Source organism: Thermaerobacter sp. PB12/4term (assembly GCF_003403315.2).
GTDB lineage: Bacteria > Bacillota > Sulfobacillia > Thermaerobacterales > Thermaerobacteraceae > Thermaerobacter.
In genome coordinates this window covers 2,044,395-2,062,318 of sequence record NZ_CP048407.1, presented here as the reverse complement: position 1 = coordinate 2,062,318, position 17,924 = coordinate 2,044,395, and the positions used below count along the sequence as shown (strand labels likewise).

The window sequence follows — 17,924 nt, the reverse complement described above, 5'->3', positions numbered from 1 at the left end:
ATGAAGGACGATACGCGCCGGCGCGGCAAGCGTACCGGGCGACCCGATTACGCACCGCTGCTGCGGCAAGCCTTTCGCGACGCCTTCGTCAAGCTGGACCCGCGCTGGCAGGTCCGCAACCCCGTGATGTTCGTCGTCGAGGTCGGCGGCGTGTTCGCCACCCTTCTCTGGTTCCAGGCTCTTTGGGGGCGTGGCGAGGCATCGCCCGGTTTCACCGGCCAGGTGGCCCTCTGGCTCTGGCTGACCGTCCTCTTCGCCAATTTCGCCGAGGCGCTGGCGGAGGGGCGGGGCAAGGCTCAAGCCGAGTCCCTTCGCCGCATGCGCCGGAACGTCGTGGCCAAGCGGCTGGAGCGGCCGGAACGGGGCGCCCCCTACCAGCAAGTGCCGGCAGACCGGCTGCGCAAGGGTGACGTGGTCCTGGTGGAGGCGGGCGACATCATCCCCGGCGACGGGGAAGTCGTCGAGGGCGTGGCGGCGGTGGACGAGAGTGCCGTCACCGGCGAAAGCGCGCCTGTCATCCGGGAATCGGGCGGGGACCGGAGCGCGGTGACGGGTGGTACGCGGGTTCTGAGCGACTGGCTGATCGTACGCATTACCGCCAATCCGGGCGAGACGTTCCTGGACCGGATGATCTCCCTGGTGGAAGGAGCCCGGCGGAAGAAGACGCCCAACGAGATCGCCCTGCATATCCTGCTGTCGGGGTTCACCATCATCTTCCTCCTGGTTTGCGCGACCCTGCTGCCCTTCTCCCTCTACAGCGTCGAAGCGACCGGGCGGGGTGCACCGGTTCCCCTCACCATCCTGGTCGCCCTGCTGGTCTGTCTGATCCCGACGACCATCGGTGGCCTGCTCAGCGCCATCGGTATCGCCGGCATGGACCGCCTGATCCGCCGGAACGTGATCGCCCTCTCCGGCCGAGCCATCGAGGCGGCCGGCGACGTGGACGTGCTGCTGCTGGACAAGACCGGCACCATCACCCTGGGCAACCGGCAGGCGGTGGCCTTTGCACCTGCCGCCGGCGTGGACGAGGCCGAACTGGCCGCGGCGGCGCAACTGGCATCCTTGGCCGATGAGACGCCGGAAGGACGCAGCATCGTGGTGCTGGCCAAGGAGCGCTACGGCCTCCGCGCCCGCGATCTTCGGGCGGACAGCGCCAGCTTCGTGCCTTTCACGGCCCAGACCCGCATGAGCGGGGTGGACCTGCCGGGGCGGCAGATCCGCAAGGGGGCGGCCGACGCCATCCGGGTGTGGCTGGGCCGGGACCTGCCCCGCGAAGTCGAGGAAGCCGTGCGGGAGATCGCCAAGGCGGGGGGTACGCCCCTGGTGGTGGCCGAGGCCGGCCCCGACGGCAAGCGGGCCCTCGGTGTGATCCACCTCAAGGATGTCCTCAAAGGGGGCATCCGCGAGCGCTTCGAGCAACTGCGCCGGATGGGGATCAAGACGGTGATGATCACCGGCGACAACCCGCTCACCGCGGCCGCCATCGCCGCGGAGGCCGGGGTGGACGACTTCCTGGCCGAGGCCAAGCCAGAGGACAAGTTGCAACTCATCCGCAAGTACCAGGCCGAGGGCCATCTCGTGGCCATGACGGGCGACGGCACCAACGACGCGCCCGCCTTAGCCCAGGCGGATGTGGCCGTGGCCATGAACAGCGGCACGCAGGCGGCCAAGGAAGCGGCCAACATGATCGACCTGGACAGCAACCCTACCAAGCTCATTGACATCGTGGAGATCGGCAAGCAGCTCCTGATCACCCGGGGAGCCATCACCACCTTCAGCATCGCCAATGACGTGGCCAAGTACTTCGCCATCATCCCGGCGGCCTTCGCGGGCATCTACCCGGAACTGGGCGCGCTGAACATCATGGACCTGCACACGCCGCAGAGTGCTATCCTGTCGGCGGTCATCTTCAACGCGGTGATCATCCCCGCCCTGATCCCCCTGGCGCTGCGGGGTGTTCGCTACCGGGCGGTGGGCGCCAGCGTCCTGCTTCGCGACAACCTGCTGGTGTACGGCCTGGGCGGGGTTGTGGCGCCCTTCGTGGGCATCAAGCTCATCGACTGGCTCGTCGTGGCCCTGGGCCTCGCCTGAAGGTAAGGCTACTGCCGGCGGCGGGGGGGGGCGGCGTGGGCCATCAGGTGCGGGCGCAGGCGGTGGACGGAGGCGGCCCTGGCCATGGAACGGGAAGAACGACCCGATCCGGAAGAACTGCTGGCGGCGGTCCAGCAGGAAGAGCAGAGCCGGAACCGCGGCAAGTTGAAGATCTTCTTCGGCTTCGCCGCGGGTGTGGGCAAGACCTACGCCATGCTGGAGGCCGCGCACCAGCGCAAGGCCGAGGGTGTGGACGTGGTGGTGGGATACGTAGAGACCCACGGCCGCAAGGAGACGGAGGCCCTCCTGCGCGGCCTTGAGGTCATCCCTCGCCGCCAGGTCCGCTACCGCAACGTGGTGCTGGAGGAAATGGACCTGGACGCCATCCTGGCCCGCCGCCCGCAGCTGGTGCTGGTGGACGAACTGCCCCACACCAACGCGCCCGGCTCCCGTCACGTGAAGCGGTATCAGGACGTCGAGGAGATCCTGGCTGCAGGTATTCACGTCTACACCACCCTGAACGTCCAGCACCTGGAGAGCCTCAACGACATCGTGGCCCAGATCACGGGCGTCAGGGTCCAGGAGACGGTTCCGGACCGCGTGTTCGACCAGGCGGACGAGGTGGAGCTCATCGACCTGCCGCCCGAGGAGCTGCTCCAGCGCCTGAAGGAAGGCAAGGTCTATATCCCGGAGCAGGCCGAACGGGCGATGCGCCAGTTCTTCCGTCCGGGGAACCTGATCGCCCTCCGGGAGCTGGCCTTGCGCCGCACTGCCCAGCGGGTTGACCGGGAGATGCGCGCCTACATGGTGACCCACGGCATCCCGGGACCGTGGCCTGCGGGCGAGCGGGTGCTGGTCTGTGTCGGGCCGAGTCCCATGGCAGAGCGCCTGGTCCGGACCGGGCGCCGGCTGGCCGCGCACCTGGATGCCGAGTGGATCGCCCTGTACGTGGAGACGCCCAGGGACCGGGCGCGGCCGCCGGCGGAGCGTGACCAGGTCCACCGAGCCCTACGCCTGGCCGAGGAACTCGGCGGCCGGGCGGTCACGGTCCCGGGTCTCGATGTCGCCGACGAGGTCGTCCACTACGCCCGCGCCCACAATGTCACCAAGATCGTCATCGGCAAGTCCGTCGGGCCCCGGTGGAAGGACTTCGCCAGCGGTTCTCTCGTCGAGCAGGTGATCCGCCGGAGCGGCGGGGTCGACGTGCATGTAATCAGTTCCCCGGCGGCCGCCCGGGGCCGGGGGCGGTGGGGCCGGGCGAGTCGTCCGGCGGTCCGGTGGCGACGTCTCGCGGCCGCGCCGGCCGCGGTCGTCGTGGTCACGGGAGCGGGTGCGGCCATCGCTCCCTACATCCAACCCGTCAACCTTGTGATGCTCTACCTGCTGGCGGTGGTCCTGGTGGGGGTGTGGTGGGGCCGGACGCCGGCCATCCTCGCCTCCGTCCTGGGGGTGCTGACCTTCGACTTTTTCTTCGTGCCGCCGAGTCTAAGTTTCGCGGTAAGCGATGCGGAATATGTGATCACCTTTGTGGCCTTTCTGGTGGTGGCGGGGACGGTGGGCACCCTGACCGGCCGGTTACGGGAGCAGGCCGAGTTGTCCCGGCGGCGGGAGTTGGAGCAGGCCGCACTCTACGATTTGACCCGCAGGCTGGTTGCCACCCGCAGCGTCGAGGAAACTGCTCTCGCCCTTGTCCGGCACATGCGGGAACGGTTCCGTCGCCAGGTGGCCGTGTTGCTCCCGGAGAACGGCCGCCTCCGCGTCCAAGCTGGCGGTGTAGGGTTTCGGTTAGACGCCAAGGAGATGGCTGCCGCCAGCTGGACCTTCAGCCACGGGGAGCCGTCCGGCCGCGGAGAAAACACCCTCCCCGGCGTTCGGGCCCGCTTTCTGCCCCTGAAGACGGGCCAGGGAGTGGTGGGGGTGCTGGCGGTGGCACCGGCGGGGGAGAAAGAGCCGCCCCTGACACCCGATCAGCGCCGTGTGCTGGAGGCCATCGCCGCCCAGGCCGCGGTCGCCATCGAAAGGGCCAGGCTGGCCGACGAGGCGCGGCGGGCTCAATTGGCGGCAGAAGCCGAGCGCCTGCACGCGACGCTGCTCAACTCCATCTCCCACGATCTGCGCACTCCCCTCGCGTCCATCATCGGGTCTCTCACCACGCTGGCGGGCCAGGGTAATCAACTGGACGAGACGACACGGAACGAGCTGCTCGAGACGGCGCGGGAGGAGGCAGAACGGCTCAACCGCCTGGTGTCGAACCTGCTGGACATGACGCGGCTGGAGTCGGGGCGCCTCAAGCTCGCTACCGACTGGTGCGACCTGGAGGACGTGGTGACCACCGCCCTCGATCAGGTGGCGCCCCAGCTCAGGGACCGGGCCGTGGAGGTCGACGTGGCCCCGGACCTGCCCCTGCTGCAGGTGGACCACGCCCTGATCGCGCAGGTCCTGGCGAACCTCCTGGACAACGCCGTCAAGTATTCGCCGCCGCGTAGCCCGGTGGAGGTGTCCGTCTACCGAAAGGACGACGAGGTGCACGTCCGGGTGGCGGACCGGGGATATGGGATCCCGGAGGAACACCGCCACCGGATTTTTGATAAGTTCTACCGTGTGGAACAGCCCGGTCATCCTGTGGGTACCGGTCTGGGCCTGGCCATCTGCAAGGGGATCGTCGAGGCCCACGGCGGTCGTATCTGGAGTGAACCCCGCCCGGGTGGCGGTACGGTCGTGACCTTCACCTTGCCCGTCACCGCCGCTGCACAGTCAGGGGGGAACGGCCTTGGGCAAGAGGCCCGGTGATGCATCCGCATCCGCTGCGCTTGCCCGGGTCCTCGTGGTGGATGACGAACGGCCGATTCGCCGGTTCCTGCGGGTTGCCCTCGGTAGCGCGGGGTACGGCGTGGTCGAGGCCGACAGCGTGCAATCGGCACTGCAGCAGGCCGTGACGACGCAGCCGGACCTGGTCATCCTGGACCTGGGCCTGCCTGACGGGGATGGCGTCGACGTCATCCGCCGCCTGCGGGAGTGGACGGAGATCCCCATCATCGTCCTCTCGGTGCGAGGCCAGGAAAGTGACAAGATCCAGGCCCTGGACGCCGGGGCCGACGACTACCTCACCAAACCCTTCGGAACCGGCGAGCTTCTGGCAAGGCTCCGGGTTGCCCTCCGGCGCATGGCGCGGGCGCCCGACGAGCCGGTCATCCATGTGAAGGACCTCGTGATCGATCTGGCAAGGCGCCGGGTGACCGTAGGCGGGCGCGAGGTGCACCTGACGGCCACGGAGTACGCGCTGCTGCGAACCCTGGCGCTGCACGCGGGGAAGGTGCTGACCCACAAGCAGCTGCTGCAAGCCGTTTGGGGCCCGGGTTACGAGGGGGAGAGCCACCTCCTCCGGGTCAACATGAGCAACTTGCGGCGCAAGGTGGAGCCGAACCCGCTCAAGCCCCAGTACCTCATCACGGAACCGGGCGTTGGCTATCGGCTGCGGGAGGGCTCGTAGATCACCGCGTGCACGTACCGCGGCCCGTGGACTCCCACCACCGGGTGCAGCTCGATGTCCGACGACTTGCTGGGACCCGTGATAAAGGTCACGTTCTGAGGGGCCCTGATGGGGTCGGCGACCCCGTACCGGCCGGTGAGGCCCGTGACGGCCTCGGCCAGGGTGGGGACCAGCACAGCGCCGGGGACCAGGATCACCAGGTGCTCCGGCAGCAGGCTGACGGCCCGCCCGCGGCCCGGCCCGTGCACCACGGCCACGGTACCGCTGGCGGCGATGGCGAAGTGGGCCACGACGATGCCCAGGTCCGCGGTGGCCGCTGCCTCACGCAGCCTTAGCGGGGAAGGGCCCGGCTCGTGGTCCCGCCAGCGGGTGATCTGGCAGCCCGCCTCCTCCAGGGCGTGAAGCACGGCTTCCAGGACCGGCCCGGCTCCCTCCGGCAGGTCCGGGGCGGCGGGGTCCCAGGCCACCACCCGGCGTAAGCCGCGGGACCGGACGAACGCGGCACAGGCGGCGGCGCAGGCCGCCGCCACGGCTTCGGGCGTTCCCCCCTGGACGCGGGTCCAGGTGCCGTGGACGGCCTCCAGCTCCCGGCCAAAGCGCTCCGGCCAGCCGGCAGGGTCGGGGCCCGGGTGGTCTACCCGGGGCAAGCCGGCGGTGGGGCCGCTCTCCATCACCGCGAATCCTGGCAAAGGCCGTGGCGGGGACCCGCGCGGCGACGCAGGCGGCGACCCCGGGACAGACCCAGGGGGAGACCCCGGCAAAGGCCCAGGTCGGGACTCCGGTGGAACGCCCGGCTGTAGTGGACCCGGGCTCGCCGCGGCCGCGGGGCCGGGTTCCTCCTCCCGGGCGAGGTCAGCCCAGCGGGCGTGGAAGGGCCGGGAGGCCACGGCCGGAAAGTCGCGGGAGGCAGTCCAGGCACCCAGGGGGCCCGGACCTCCGCGCAGGACGGCACCGTCCATCAGGCCGGCCGAAGGCCCGGGCGGAAGCCCCGCCGGAAGCCCGGCCGGGAACCCCGCCGGCGACCGGCGGTCGCTCTTGGCACCGGCGCCGGGTGCCCCGGCATGCTCCTCCGGATCCTCCTGGGTGGCGGGCATGGCCGGCGGCTTGCCCGCTCGGTCATGGGGAACTGCTCGGCCATGGGGAACTGGACCGGCGGCCTCTCGCTGGCCGTCCCGCGGCCGGTGGCCGGTGGCGCCGGGCGGCGCCGCGGAAGGAGCGGGTTCGTCCTGAACCAGCCAGGGCGCCTGCAGCCAGGCTGCGAGCCGGGCCGCCAGGCGATAGCGCCGCGGGTCCGTAAAGGCCCAGCGCCACAGACGGAACGCCCAGCCTTCGGCGCGGTGGCGGAGGCCATGCAAGCCGTCACTGCTTGAAGCTTCCCGCCTTGAATCTGCCCACACGCCGGTCTCCCGGCCACCGGCCTCGGGGCCGGACGCGCCTGCCTCGCCTCCCGCGGCGGTCGCCCCTTTCCACCCGGACGTGCCAGAGGGCCGGGCTCGGGGGCCGGCGTCCTCATGGGCGGCTTCCCCGGCCGGCCGCCGCCGGTTCACCACCTCTTCCCGCAGGTCGACCAGAAGATCGTGCAGGGGGATCATCACCGGGCAGGCCTCGTGGCAGGCGCCGCAGAGGCTGGAGGCGTAGGGCAGGTCGTCCCAGCCGTCCAGGCCGCCCAGCAGCGGCGTGATCACGGCGCCGATGGGCCCGCTGTACACGCCCCCGTAGGGATGGCCCCCGATCTGCCGGTACACCGGGCAGGCGTTCAGGCACGCCCCGCAGCGGATGCAGTGCAGGGCCTCCTGGAACCGCGTCCCCAGCAGGTTCGACCGCCCGTTGTCCACGATCACCAGGTGGAACTCCTCGGGCCCGTCGGCCTCGCCCGGGCGCCGCGGGCCGCCCACGAAGGTGGTGTACACGGTGATCTTCTGGCCCGTGGCGCTGCGGGCCAGGACTTCCAGGAGCACGGCCAGGTCGGCCCAGGTCGGCACGACCCGCTCCATGCCCATGACGGCGATGTGGATCCGGGGCAGGGAGGTGACCATGCGCCCGTTGCCCTCGTTGGTCACCAGCACCACGGTGCCCGACTCGGCCACCAGGAAGTTGACCCCGGAGATGCCCACGCCGGCGCGGAGAAACTTCCGGCGCAGCTGCTGGCGGGCGAAGGCGGCCAGGGCGACGGCGTCGTCGGGGAGGGGGCGGCCCGCCTCGCGGCTGAAGATCTCCCGGATCTGCTGCTGGGACAGGTGCACGGCCGGCGCCACGATGTGGGACGGCCGGTGACCGGCCAGCTGGATGATGTACTCCCCCAGGTCCGTCTCCACCACCTCGATGTCCGCCGCCTCCAGGTGGGGGTTCAACTGGATCTCTTCCGTCACCATCGACTTCGACTTGACGACCCGGCGGGCGCCGGCCCGCTGGATGATGCCCAGGATGGCCTCCACCGCCTCGCCCGCCGTCGCCGCCCGGTGGACGTGACCACCCCGGGCCTTGACCGCGGCGATGGCCTGGTCCAGGTACCGGTCGAGCTGGGCGATGGTGCGGGCGCGGATGGCGCGGGCCCGCTCCCGCCACTTGAGGGGGTCGCCCAGCTGGGCCAGGGCCTCCTGGCGGCCGTAGTGCTGGCGGTAGGTGGCGCGGGGGACGGCGACGCGGAGGAAGTCGTCCCGCAGGGCCGCGGCGGCCCGCTGCTGGAAGGGCTCGGCGGGGGGGCGGTGGGAGGGATTAGCGGGGCGGGGGGTGCTGCTCACGATGCGGTTCGTGGTCGTGCTCGCCATCGCACCGGTGCTGCCGGGCGCGGTGGCAGGCGCGGCGGCCCCCGCGGTGGCCGCCGCGGTGCGGGCTTCGGCGTGATCTGGGGTTGCGTTCCGCATGGCCGGTTCCTCCCCCGGTACGTCGGTCAAGGGGTCACCCGCCGGACGAACCCGGCGGACGGCGGCCGATTGTTAGCCGGCTCTGCGAGCCTCCGGACGGGGGCTGCAGGCCGTCTCCTGCATTCCAGGCGCCGGGGCTGTCGGCCGGGGCGGTGCCGCCGGCCGTTCCGGCCGGACCAGGGCGGCGCCTCCTCAGGAGCCTATGCCGTCTGCCGGGCGGGCCGGGTGGCCTCATCGAGAAGCTGCGCCAGGTGAAGAACCCGCACCGGCCGGCCCAGGCGCCGCAGCCGCCCACCGATGTGCATGAGGCAGCCCACGTCGCAGCCGACCAGCAGCTGGGCGCCGGTGTCCTCGACGGCCTGGACCTTGGCGTCGACCATGGCCGTCGAGAGTTCCGCCATCTTCACGGCGAAGGTGCCGCCGAAGCCGCAGCACTCGCCGGGGTGGGGGAGGTCCACCAGCTCCAACCCCTCCACCGCCTGCAGGAGGGCCAGGGGTTCCTCCACGCGGCCCAGTCCCCGCGCCATGTGGCAGGAGCGGTGGAAGGTGGCGACGGCGGGGTAACGAGCGCCCAGGTCCTTCCGGCCCAGCACGTGGACGATGAACTCCGACAGCTCGTACACCCGCTCGGCGAAGGCCGCGGCCCGGGCGGCCCAGGCCGGATCGCCGGCGAAGAGCCGCGGGTAGTGGTGGCGGATCATGGCGGCGCAGGAGCCCGACGGGGTCACCACCGGCAGGTCCGGTGCCTCCCGCTCGAAGGCCTCGATCAGGTTGCGGGCCACGTCCCGGGCCTCGGCGGTGTAGCCCGTGTTGTAGGCCGGCTGGCCGCAGCAGGTCTGCCCGGCGGGGAATGTGACCTCGATGCCCAGCCGGCGCAGCAGCCGGACGGTGCTCTCGCCGACCTCGGGGAAGAACAGGTCACAGAGACAGGTGATGAACAGGGCGACGCGCACGGCTGATCGCTCCTCCAGCGGCAGTTTGGGGACCGCGCGGCATCACGGGAACAGCAAGGCCCGGGCCTGGTTGACCGCCTTCTGCATCCGCTCCCGGTCACCCGCCGAGTACACGGAGCCGAATTGCTCCGGGGTCAAGAACAGCCGCAGCCTATGGCATGGCGTCGGTTCGAAGGGAAGGACCTGGTCCACCATCGCCGCCATCAGCACGATGTAGGTAGGCACCGTGTAGTAGTTCGAGCGCAGTGCGCCCAGGTACTCGACCTTCCCCAGAGTCACCCTGGCTTCCTCAAGGGCCTCTCTTCGCGCCGTTTCCTCCAGCGTCCGGTCGCCCAGCTGGACATGGCCCCCCGGTATGTCGAAACCCCGGGATTGCAGGGTGACGACGACCTTCCCCTCCGCGGTGAAGGCGACGACCCCCACGCTGGTGACCTGCTCGAACGAGGGTACGACGTCCCTCGCCACGGGGGTCAACGTCACCCGGCGCCGGGCGGCCGGCAACAGGTCGGTGCGGCGGCGGTCATGGGTGGCATGAGGCGCCCTACCGTCGCCTGCTTCCGCACGAGGCAGCAGGAGGACGCCCTGGTGCCCGTCGGAGATCACCCGGACGACCCTGCCCAGGAGCGTTTGGGGGGGCAGCCAGGCGACGGACATGTATCCAAAGTGGTGCTTCGGGACACCCGGGGGAGGAAGCCGATCCCTCCGCTCGGCCAGGCGAAACCCGTCTTCGGAATCCAGCAGCACGACTTGCCGGCCCTGCCGGAGAAGGGAAGCCAGTCTCCCATCCGCCCAGACGGGATGCTGTCCGGTCAGAAGCACCAACGGGCCCTTGCGACCGTCGCCGGCCGGTTCCTCCGGGTTCCATTCGTCGCTGTTCCACACCACGCCCTCGCAGTCGAACGCGCCCCACACGAAACGGGTCTCGCTACATTTCTCATAGTCGGCTGCCCGTTGCGACCATCGCTGTTCAACCGTCCAGGGGATCCGGCTCGCTGCGGGCCGTTGCCTCCAGCGGACGACGGCCATCTGGTGGTTGTCGAACCGCAGCTCGGCCAGAACGGAACGACCCCGCAGGGATGCGTGCGCGGTCCGAAGATGCTGCACAAGTTTGCCGAGGTCGAACAGATTCTCGATATACGAGGCGTTGCGGTCCCAGCGGGTGGTCTCCCGGTAGCGCACGTCACCGCCCGAGACCTCGACGTAGAAGACCTCCCTCCCCCAACGCACCTCGATGGCGATGGCGTCCTCCGTGACCTCGGCGACGATGGTTTCCCAACCGGCGGCGTGCTCCATGGGCTCCTCCGGTCCTCCCCTGCGGCGACGTCCCTGGGTTCCGACGGAACGGCCCGGCGCGGGACCGGCGGACGAACCCGCCGCCACGCCTCAGGCCCGCGCCTCAGGCGCCGCCGGTTCCACCCGGTGCCGGCTTCATGTCCCGGACTCCGACGCGGTGGACCCGGCCCGCGGAGTTCCCTTGAACACGCCCCGCCCCAGCCACTGCCCGCCGTCGATGGTCAGCACCTCGCCGGTGATGAACCCGGCGTAGTCGGACACCAGGTAGGCCGCGGCGTGGGCGATCTCCTCCGGCCGGCCCATGCGGCCCAGGGGGATGGAGCGCAGCACCGCCTGCCGGACCTCTTCCGTGGGCCAGAGCTGGGGCGCGGCGCCCGTGCCGTCGACGGGCCCAGGGGCGATGCAGTTGACCCGGATCCCCTTGGGTGCCCACTCCACGGCCAGGGTGCGGGTCATGGCCAGGACGCCCGCCTTGGCCGCTGCCGAGTGGACCGTGCCGGGCCCGCCTGTCCAGGCGTAAGTGGCGATGATGTTCAGGATGTTGCCGCCCCGGCCCTGGGCGATCCAGTGCCGGGCGACGGCCCGCGTGCAGTAGAAGGTCCCGTGCAGCACGATGTTGACGACAGCGTTCCACCCGTTGATCGAGAGCTCCTCGGCGGGGCAGACGAAGTTACCGGCGGCGTTGTTGACCAGGATGTCGATCCGGCCAAAGCGATCCAGGGCGGCCTGGACCATCCGGTCGACCTGCTCGGGGTCGCGGACGTCGGTGGGGACGGTCAAGGCCTCGCCGCCCCGTTCGGCGATCTCGGCGGCGGCCTTCTCCAGGTTCTCCGGCTTGCGGCTGGCCAGGACGACCCGGGCTCCCAGGCGGGTGAACTCCAGGGCCATGGCCTTGCCGAGGCCGGTTCCTCCCCCGGTGACGATGGCGACGCGGTCCTGCAGCGTACCTGGCGGTAGCACCTTGTTCGCCTCCCCCTGTTGCAATCCGCACTGGCGGTCGTGCACCGCTTCGACGCAGGTTTTCGTTACAGAGATTCCCGGTCAAGGTGCGAATGCCTGCCCGCACGGTTGTCCGCGCAACGTGACGGGACCAGCGTATTTAGGCCACCCATGTACGGCCGGAGCGCCTCGGGGGCGCGGACGCTGTCGTCCTCCCGCTGGTCTATTCCCGGGAGCGGGATTAGGATCCGCGGCGAGGCGATGGCGGCACTGAAGTTGACCCGGTTTCGTGGACAGGTTGAGGCTTACGCGACAACCCCTTCCTGTGGCTGAGCCTTTCGCTCCTGGATCCAACGCTCCTCGTACTCGTAGGGCGAGAGGTAACCAAGTGCCGAGTGACGCCGCCGCCGGTTGTAGAACCCTTCGACGTACTCGAAGATCGCCATGCGCAGTTGATCCCGTGTGGCCCAGGCTTGGCGGTCGAGGAGCTCCCGTTGCAGGGTCGCGTAGAAACTCTCCGCCATCGCGTTGTCCAGCGCATCGCCCACGGAACCCATTGATCCGGCGATGCCCAGGACCTCCAAGCGGCGGGTGAATGCCAGCGAGGTGTATTGCACGCCATGGTCCGAGTGGTGGATCAGACCGGGCCCCGGCCGGCGACGCCGTACCGCCATGGTGACGGCGTCGACCACCAACTCCGCCACGGGCCGGTCCCCATGGCCCAGCCCACCACGGCGCGGGAGAAGGCATCCACCACCGTGGCCAGGTACAGCCAGCCTTCCTCCGTGCGATGCTGCGTGAGGTCCGCCACCCACACCCGGTTGGGGGCATCGGGCACAAACTGCCGACCCAGCCGATCAGGGTAGACGGGGCGGCGGGGATCCCGGAGTGTGATCCCCCGGGTCCGGCGCCGGTGCACGCCGGCCAGCCCCATAGCCCGCATCAGCCGGGCGACCCGCTTCCGACCACAGCGGACCCCATGCGTCAACCGCAGCTCTGCATGGATGCGGGGCGCGCCATACGTGCCCCGGCTGCCAGCATGGATGAGCCGGATCCGCTGGCTCAAATCCGCGTCCTCCTGGGACCGTCTGGAGGCACCCCGTTGCCGCCATGCGTAATAGCCACTCGTCGAGACGCCCAGGACACGGCACAGCGTGGCCACCGGATGGTGGGCCTTCTCCTGCTCGATGAACCGAAACACGGTCACCGGTTCCGTCGGCTCTCCTGGGCAAAAAAGGCTGCGGCTTTTTTTAGGATTTCACGCTCCTCCCGCAGGATCCGGTTCTCCCGCCGCAGCCGGTTGAGTTCCTCCCGTTCGGCGGTCGTCAACCCGGGGCGCTGCCCCGCGTCGATCCCGGCTTGCCGAACCCACTTCCGCAGGCTGGCCTCCGAGACGCCGAGGTCGGCGGCAATCTGCTGGAGCTTCTTCCCACTCTCCCGGACGAGGCGGACGGCTTCGGCCCGGAACTCGGGAGGATACGGCGGCTTGGTAGCCGGCATGGGGATCACCCTTTCCGGGGCTTACGCCCCAAGTATCGGGGTGTCCACTAAACCGGGGCAAGTCCAGCACGAAGTAACCGCGGCAGCCCGCCAGCTTGACCGCCCACTCCATCGCGACCATGCGCAGCAGCTGCCCGGTGGGCCGGGAGGCGCAGGAACTGCCCAGCGGAATGTGCAACTAACCCCCCGCTGCCCTTGCGGCCGGCCGCCGCACCGGCGGCCGGAAGGTGCGGTGCATGTTTCCCAGACCGGGGAGGGAAGGCCCGTGGATGACCTGGTGGACGGCCGGCGGGTGGCGGAGGTCTACCTCGAGGCCGTCAAGAGCCGCTTCCGCTACATCAAGGACCTCGCCGAGCGGGCGCTGGCGCAGGTCGACGATGACGCCCTCGCCTGGTCCTCCGGCGGGGAGTCCAACAGCATCACGGTGATCATCAAGCACTTGAGCGGCAACATGCTCTCCCGGTGGACCGACTTCCTGACCTCCGACGGCGAGAAGCCGGGCCGCGACCGCGATGCCGAATTCGTGGAAGAACGGCTCCCCCGGCAGGAACTGTTGGAGCGGTGGGAGAGGGGATGGCAGGCGGTCTTCGCGGCGCTGGACGCCCTCGGGCCGGACGACCTCCTGCGGACCGTGTCCATCCGCGGCGAGCCGCATACCGTCATCGACGCCATCGAGCGCCAGATGTTCCACTACTCCTATCACGTGGGCCAGATCGTCTACTTGGCCAAGGCGAGGGCCGGCGAGCGATGGCGGAGTCTCACCATCCCTCGAAGGCGATGATCGGCTGCGACGGCCCCTGCCCGTCGTTTCGGCCAGGGCCCTAGCCTGACCGGTACACCCCGCACGGCTGCCCTGGCAAGCGGAGGGAGATGTCTGCAGACTCGGCAACAGGACCAGGCTACGGGGAATGGATTCCTGCCGCGCCGTGACCGTACGTGTGCCGTGTCTCGGGCGGCCCATCGGGGAGGGAGAGGGTGTGGTTCTCCTGCTGCTCGCCGGTCTTGCCGGGGTGTTGTGGGTGGTTGGGATCCGGCGATCGCTGGTGGACCGGGTGCAGGGTCATGGCCTGACCCGTCACCTGCTACGGTTGCCGTGGTTCCACCGGGATACGGGCGCTGGCGGGTTCTTGCTGGCATCGAACCTGCTGCTGTTCGGCGCGGCGCTGGCGTTGCTGGCGGGCGTGGTTCGGCTGCAGGTTCCGTATTTGCACTGGCTCGTCATGGCCGGTGCGGTCGTTGCCAGTGTGTACCTTTGGCTATGCACCGCTGCCGCCTGCCGGGTGAGGGGCCGCCACAGCGTCCGGGTGGCACTCCTGGGCAGCAGCCCGTATTTGCTTCTGGCGGCCGCCTTTTCCTACCGGCTCGCGGGTCTCCAGCCGGCGTACCCGGGAGACGACCTTGTCATGGCTGCCGTGGGCCTCATCGCGGCGGTGCTGGTGACCGCCGTCGCTTTTGCCACCTGCCTGCTGATCGTGGGATTTTCGGGACGCCATACGCGGGCGGCCTGACGGGTCGCAGGCGCGCGGCCAGTCCCGCCCCGCCCCGCCCCGTCCCATGCCACCGACCGGATCCTTCCCTCGCAAGATCACTCCGGTGACCGCCGTAGTAAATGGGTGAAGGGTGCCCTGCGAGGAGGCGACGGGCCATCTCTCATGGGCCGGCGGGGGGCGCGACCCCACCACCATTCCGCATGCGATCCAAGGCACCGCAAAGCGTCATGGCGTCACCTGAAGGCGTCACGGAGTCACCGGAAGGCGTCACGGACGCGCAGGAACCCACTGCGTATCCGGACGGTGCCGGCCGAGCCCCCGTGGCCCTGACCCCTGCGGCCACCGTTCCGGCGGACCGGACCGGCGACCTTCCACCGGACCTGGTCGACCGGATTCGCCGGGGCGACCCGGGCGCCGTGGCGGAGATGGTGCGGCGTCTGGGCGGGGCCGTGCTGTACCTGGCACGGCTCATCCTCGGGCCCGCGGGCACCGACGCCGACGCCGAAGAAGTCGCGGCGGACGCCCTGGTGGCCGCATGGCAGCGGGCGGCCGAGTTTGACCCGGCGCGCGGCCGGTTCCGGACCTGGGTTTTCATGCTGCTCAAGTACGCGGCCCTGGACCGGCGCCGGCAGCTGGAACGCGAGCTGCGCCGTCGCAGCGGGTGGCTGCGCCGGGTCGGGGCCGGTCCGGGAAGGGGCCCAGATCCCGCGCCCCAGCCTGGCGGCCCGGCTTGGTCCGGCCTTGGCTACGGCTTGCCCTCGGGCGGCCACGCCCCGGTCGCACCCGCGGACCCCGCCGAGCTGGTGGCGGCGCGGGACGAGGCGGTGCGGCTGCGGATGGCCCTCGAGTCCCTCCCCCCGGCGGAACGGGACCTGCTGATCCGCCGGTACTGGTTGGAAGAACCCATCGAACGGATGGCGCGGGAGGCAGGGATCTCGCGGAACGCCATGGACAGCCGGCTCTGGCGGGCGCGCCAGGCGCTGCGCCGGGCGATGGAGCCACCCGAACCGGCGGACAGGAAAGGAGACCGGACGTGATGGGACAAGGACGCACCAGAACCGGTCACCCGCGGTGGACCACGGACGAGGCGACCTTTCTTGAGGAACTCGGCGTGCAGGCCGCGGATCGGGGCCGGGTGGGCGACGTCCTGCTGGAGCGCCTGGCGGCGGCGGCACCCGCTCCCGACCCGCTCGCCGTCGAGCGGCTCCGGCAGCGGGTGGCGGGCGCCGTGACGGCCGAATCCACGGAGCCTGGGGCAGGTGCCCGATCCCGGCTGCGCTCCCGGTCGCGTTCCGCGCCGCGCGTCTTCCCATCGTACCGCTCGACGCCGCTCTTCCGGCCCCGGTCGTGGAAGGTGGCGGCCGCCGCGCTGGTTGCGGCCGGTCTTCTCGCCTGGATGCACCCGGCCGTGGTGCAAGCCGCCCTGGAGCGCATTGCCCTGTGGCTGCCGGGGGCCGGGTTCGTCCTGCGTGACGGAACCGGGGAAAGGGTTCGGGCTCTGAAGGATCCTGTCACGGTGGCGGTGGCGGTCCCCGGCTGGGGGGCCGGTCGCCTCACGGTGGAGGCCGTGACGGCGTTGCCGGAGCTCACGGAGGTGCGCATGCGTCTGGAAGGCGCCGCGGTGGCGGGCGCCGCGGACACCCGCAAGACCTCCGCGACGTCGGCAGGCGCAGCCGGAGCGGGTGGACCGGTGACAACGGACGGAGCACCCGGGGCGGAGTGGCCCGATGCCCTGGTCCAGGGGTGGACGCTGCGGCTCCCGGACGGAACGGCGTTGAACTCCCAGGTGGTGGAGTGGGGCCCGGGTTCGCCCCTCAACGTGTGGTTCCCGCCGCTGCCGGACGGGGTGGACCGGGTGGAACTGGTGCACCAGGCGGCGCCGGCGCCCGGCGTCCCTCCGGGTTCCTCTGCGGTGACTGCGAAGATTGCCCTGAACCTGGTCAGCGCGGCGCTGGTGGGGGTGGCGGCCGTGGAGCCGGATGCCTGGTCCCCGGCCCGATCGGGCTGGGAATTGGGCGTGCCCCACCTGGTCGTCCGGGAAGACGAGGTGCTCCTGGGGCTGGACGTGCGTCCCGCGCCGGATGCTACGGGTGGTGTACCCGGCGCGGGACAGGGGAGCGGCCAGGGGACCAGGGAAGGGGATGGCGGCGGGACCGGGACCCCGTCCTGGCACCTGCTGAGGGCGGACGACCTCCACCTGACGGGACCCCTGGGCGCGCGCCTTGCTCTGGAAGAGGCCGGCACGGCCCACGGCCGGGTCGACGCGCCCACCTTCGGCCTGGTGGCCCGGTTCCGGGGCGTGGTCCCGGCGTGGGCGCGCTCCCTGGAATTGAAGGCGTCCCGCCTCTATGTGCTGGAACCTGGCGCCGGCGAGCTGCGGATCCCGCTGGCGCCGGGTGGTCTGGCTCGGGGCACCCGACGCGCCGTGGACCGGCGCGTCGAGGTGGGCCGGTGGACCGTCACCGTGCGGGAGGTCGAGCGGGTCGACGCCAGTGCCGTTAGCCTGCACCTCGACCTTGGGGCCGCGCAAGGCGGCGCGCTCCTCCGGGGGCTGAGCGTGCAGGCCGCCGTGGTCCCGGACCAAGCGATGGACGATGCCGCCGGCACCGGGGCGGTAGGTGGACGAGGTGCATCCGGCCCGGGCCGCCCGGGTGAGGCCTTCGGCGAGGGTCGGGTGGCGAGCACGGTGGGCATGATCCACGACCCGGTGACGGACCGGCTGCAGCGTGTCGACCTGATCTTCCCGGCGCCGGTACCCCGCGACGGCGTGCTGGTGGTGCGGTTCAGCAGCCCCTCGGTGGTCCTGGAGGGGCCGTGGACGGTCCAGATTCCCCTGCGGTGACGGTGCTTAAGGTGATGTCGCACCGGTGGCAGCGTGGCGCACCACCACGGCGTCCACGCCCCGCGCGAACCGCTGCCACTCATCGACCCACTGCCGGAGTGCCTGGCTTCCCCGGGGAAGGATGCAATAGTACTTCCGCGGCGGTCCCTGAGGCGACGGCTCGAAGTATCCCTGGATGAGCCCCGACCGCTCTAGGCGGGCCAGGACGGGGTAGATGCTTCCCTCGCTGACGAGCCGGAGCCCGCGGCGGCCGAGTTCCTCCACCATCTCGTAGCCGTACCGGGGCTGCTCCGCGATGAGGGCCAGGAGCAGCATGTCCAGCACACCCTTGAGCAGTTGACTGCCGCGGGCTTCGTCGCGACCACGGGCGGGCAAGGCTGCGGGCACCTCCTCCTGACGAACGAGACCACCTGAGACCGCACACGACGATCGTGGATCCGGCGCCCGTGCGGGCCGCGCCGT

12 protein-coding genes and 1 pseudogene are annotated in these 17,924 nt (G+C 70.8%); 7 read left to right on the top strand and 6 right to left on the bottom strand.

All coding sequences use genetic code 11. The features are described 5' to 3' along the window. From kdpB to DYI95_RS08525, 3 genes are all read left to right on the top strand, one after another. Window positions 1-2,091 carry a potassium-transporting ATPase subunit KdpB gene (kdpB, locus tag DYI95_RS08535; protein WP_116900213.1) on the top strand — a complete coding sequence of 697 codons (2,091 nt, stop codon included), beginning with the start codon at window positions 1-3 and terminating at the stop codon, window positions 2,089-2,091. 84 nt (window positions 2,092-2,175) lie between these two features. Further along, window positions 2,176-4,881: a sensor histidine kinase KdpD gene (locus DYI95_RS08530; protein WP_116900214.1), complete on the top strand. Its 2,706-nt coding sequence runs from the start codon at window positions 2,176-2,178 to the stop codon at window positions 4,879-4,881. Further along, window positions 4,862-5,581, top strand: coding sequence for a response regulator (locus DYI95_RS08525; protein WP_116900215.1), 720 nt, complete (start codon window positions 4,862-4,864; stop codon window positions 5,579-5,581). Before DYI95_RS08530 ends, DYI95_RS08525 begins: the two co-directional genes overlap by 20 nt. On the opposite strand, the gene DYI95_RS08520 is transcribed toward DYI95_RS08525, so the two are convergent. The 5 genes and pseudogenes from DYI95_RS08520 to DYI95_RS08500 form a co-directional block, all read right to left on the bottom strand. Further along, entirely contained in the window at window positions 5,557-8,445 is a 2,889-nt protein-coding gene (locus DYI95_RS08520) for a LutB/LldF family L-lactate oxidation iron-sulfur protein (RefSeq protein WP_116900216.1), read from the bottom strand. The genes DYI95_RS08525 and DYI95_RS08520 overlap by 25 nt on opposite strands. 200 nt (window positions 8,446-8,645) lie before the next feature. Further along, entirely contained in the window at window positions 8,646-9,398 is a 753-nt protein-coding gene (locus DYI95_RS08515; protein ID WP_116900217.1) for a (Fe-S)-binding protein, read from the bottom strand. A 42-nt stretch (window positions 9,399-9,440) separates the two neighbouring features. Then, window positions 9,441-10,691: an NUDIX hydrolase gene (locus tag DYI95_RS08510; protein ID WP_116900218.1), complete on the bottom strand. Its 1,251-nt coding sequence runs from the start codon at window positions 10,689-10,691 to the stop codon at window positions 9,441-9,443. Between the two features lie 135 nt (window positions 10,692-10,826). Further along, on the bottom strand, window positions 10,827-11,651 hold the full coding sequence (gene fadH / locus DYI95_RS08505; RefSeq protein ID WP_203530604.1) for a 2,4-dienoyl-CoA reductase: 825 nt from the start codon (window positions 11,649-11,651) through the stop codon (window positions 10,827-10,829). A gap of 284 nt (window positions 11,652-11,935) precedes the next feature. Then, window positions 11,936-13,130, bottom strand: a pseudogene (locus tag DYI95_RS08500) (IS3 family transposase). 265 nt (window positions 13,131-13,395) lie between these two features. Here DYI95_RS08500 and DYI95_RS08495 point away from each other — a divergent pair. The 4 genes from DYI95_RS08495 (at window position 13,396) to DYI95_RS08480 (ending at window position 17,462) form a co-directional block, all read left to right on the top strand. Then, window positions 13,396-13,911, top strand: coding sequence for a DUF1572 family protein (locus DYI95_RS08495; RefSeq protein WP_158556030.1), 516 nt, complete (start codon window positions 13,396-13,398; stop codon window positions 13,909-13,911). A 196-nt stretch (window positions 13,912-14,107) separates the two neighbouring features. Beyond that, the gene (locus DYI95_RS08490; RefSeq protein WP_116900227.1) at window positions 14,108-14,638 is read left to right on the top strand and encodes a hypothetical protein; all 531 of its coding nucleotides are present in this window, start codon (window positions 14,108-14,110) and stop codon (window positions 14,636-14,638) included. Between the two features lie 302 nt (window positions 14,639-14,940). Then, window positions 14,941-15,657 (top strand): RNA polymerase sigma factor, encoded by a 717-nt coding sequence (locus DYI95_RS08485; protein ID WP_158556031.1) that lies wholly within the window; start codon window positions 14,941-14,943, stop codon window positions 15,655-15,657. Next, window positions 15,657-17,462: a hypothetical protein gene (locus tag DYI95_RS08480; protein WP_116900229.1), complete on the top strand. Its 1,806-nt coding sequence runs from the start codon at window positions 15,657-15,659 to the stop codon at window positions 17,460-17,462. Before DYI95_RS08485 ends, DYI95_RS08480 begins: the two co-directional genes overlap by 1 nt. 6 nt (window positions 17,463-17,468) lie before the next feature. On the opposite strand, the gene DYI95_RS08475 is transcribed toward DYI95_RS08480, so the two are convergent. Beyond that, entirely contained in the window at window positions 17,469-17,849 is a 381-nt protein-coding gene (locus DYI95_RS08475) for a PadR family transcriptional regulator (protein WP_243149707.1), read from the bottom strand. Window positions 17,850-17,924: the final 75 nt, after the last annotated feature.

Excerpts from the sequence above, each read along its gene's own strand:
- kdpB (WP_116900213.1), top strand. The coding sequence starts at position 1 with ATGAAGGACGATACGCGCCGGCGCGGCAAGCGTACCGGGCGACCCGAT.
- DYI95_RS08510 (WP_116900218.1), bottom strand. The coding sequence starts at position 10,691 with ATGGAGCACGCCGCCGGTTGGGAAACCATCGTCGCCGAGGTCACGGAG.
- DYI95_RS08530 (WP_116900214.1), top strand. The coding sequence starts at position 2,176 with ATGGAACGGGAAGAACGACCCGATCCGGAAGAACTGCTGGCGGCGGTC.
- DYI95_RS08520 (WP_116900216.1), bottom strand. The coding sequence starts at position 8,445 with ATGCGGAACGCAACCCCAGATCACGCCGAAGCCCGCACCGCGGCGGCC.
- DYI95_RS08480 (WP_116900229.1), top strand. The coding sequence starts at position 15,657 with ATGGGACAAGGACGCACCAGAACCGGTCACCCGCGGTGGACCACGGAC.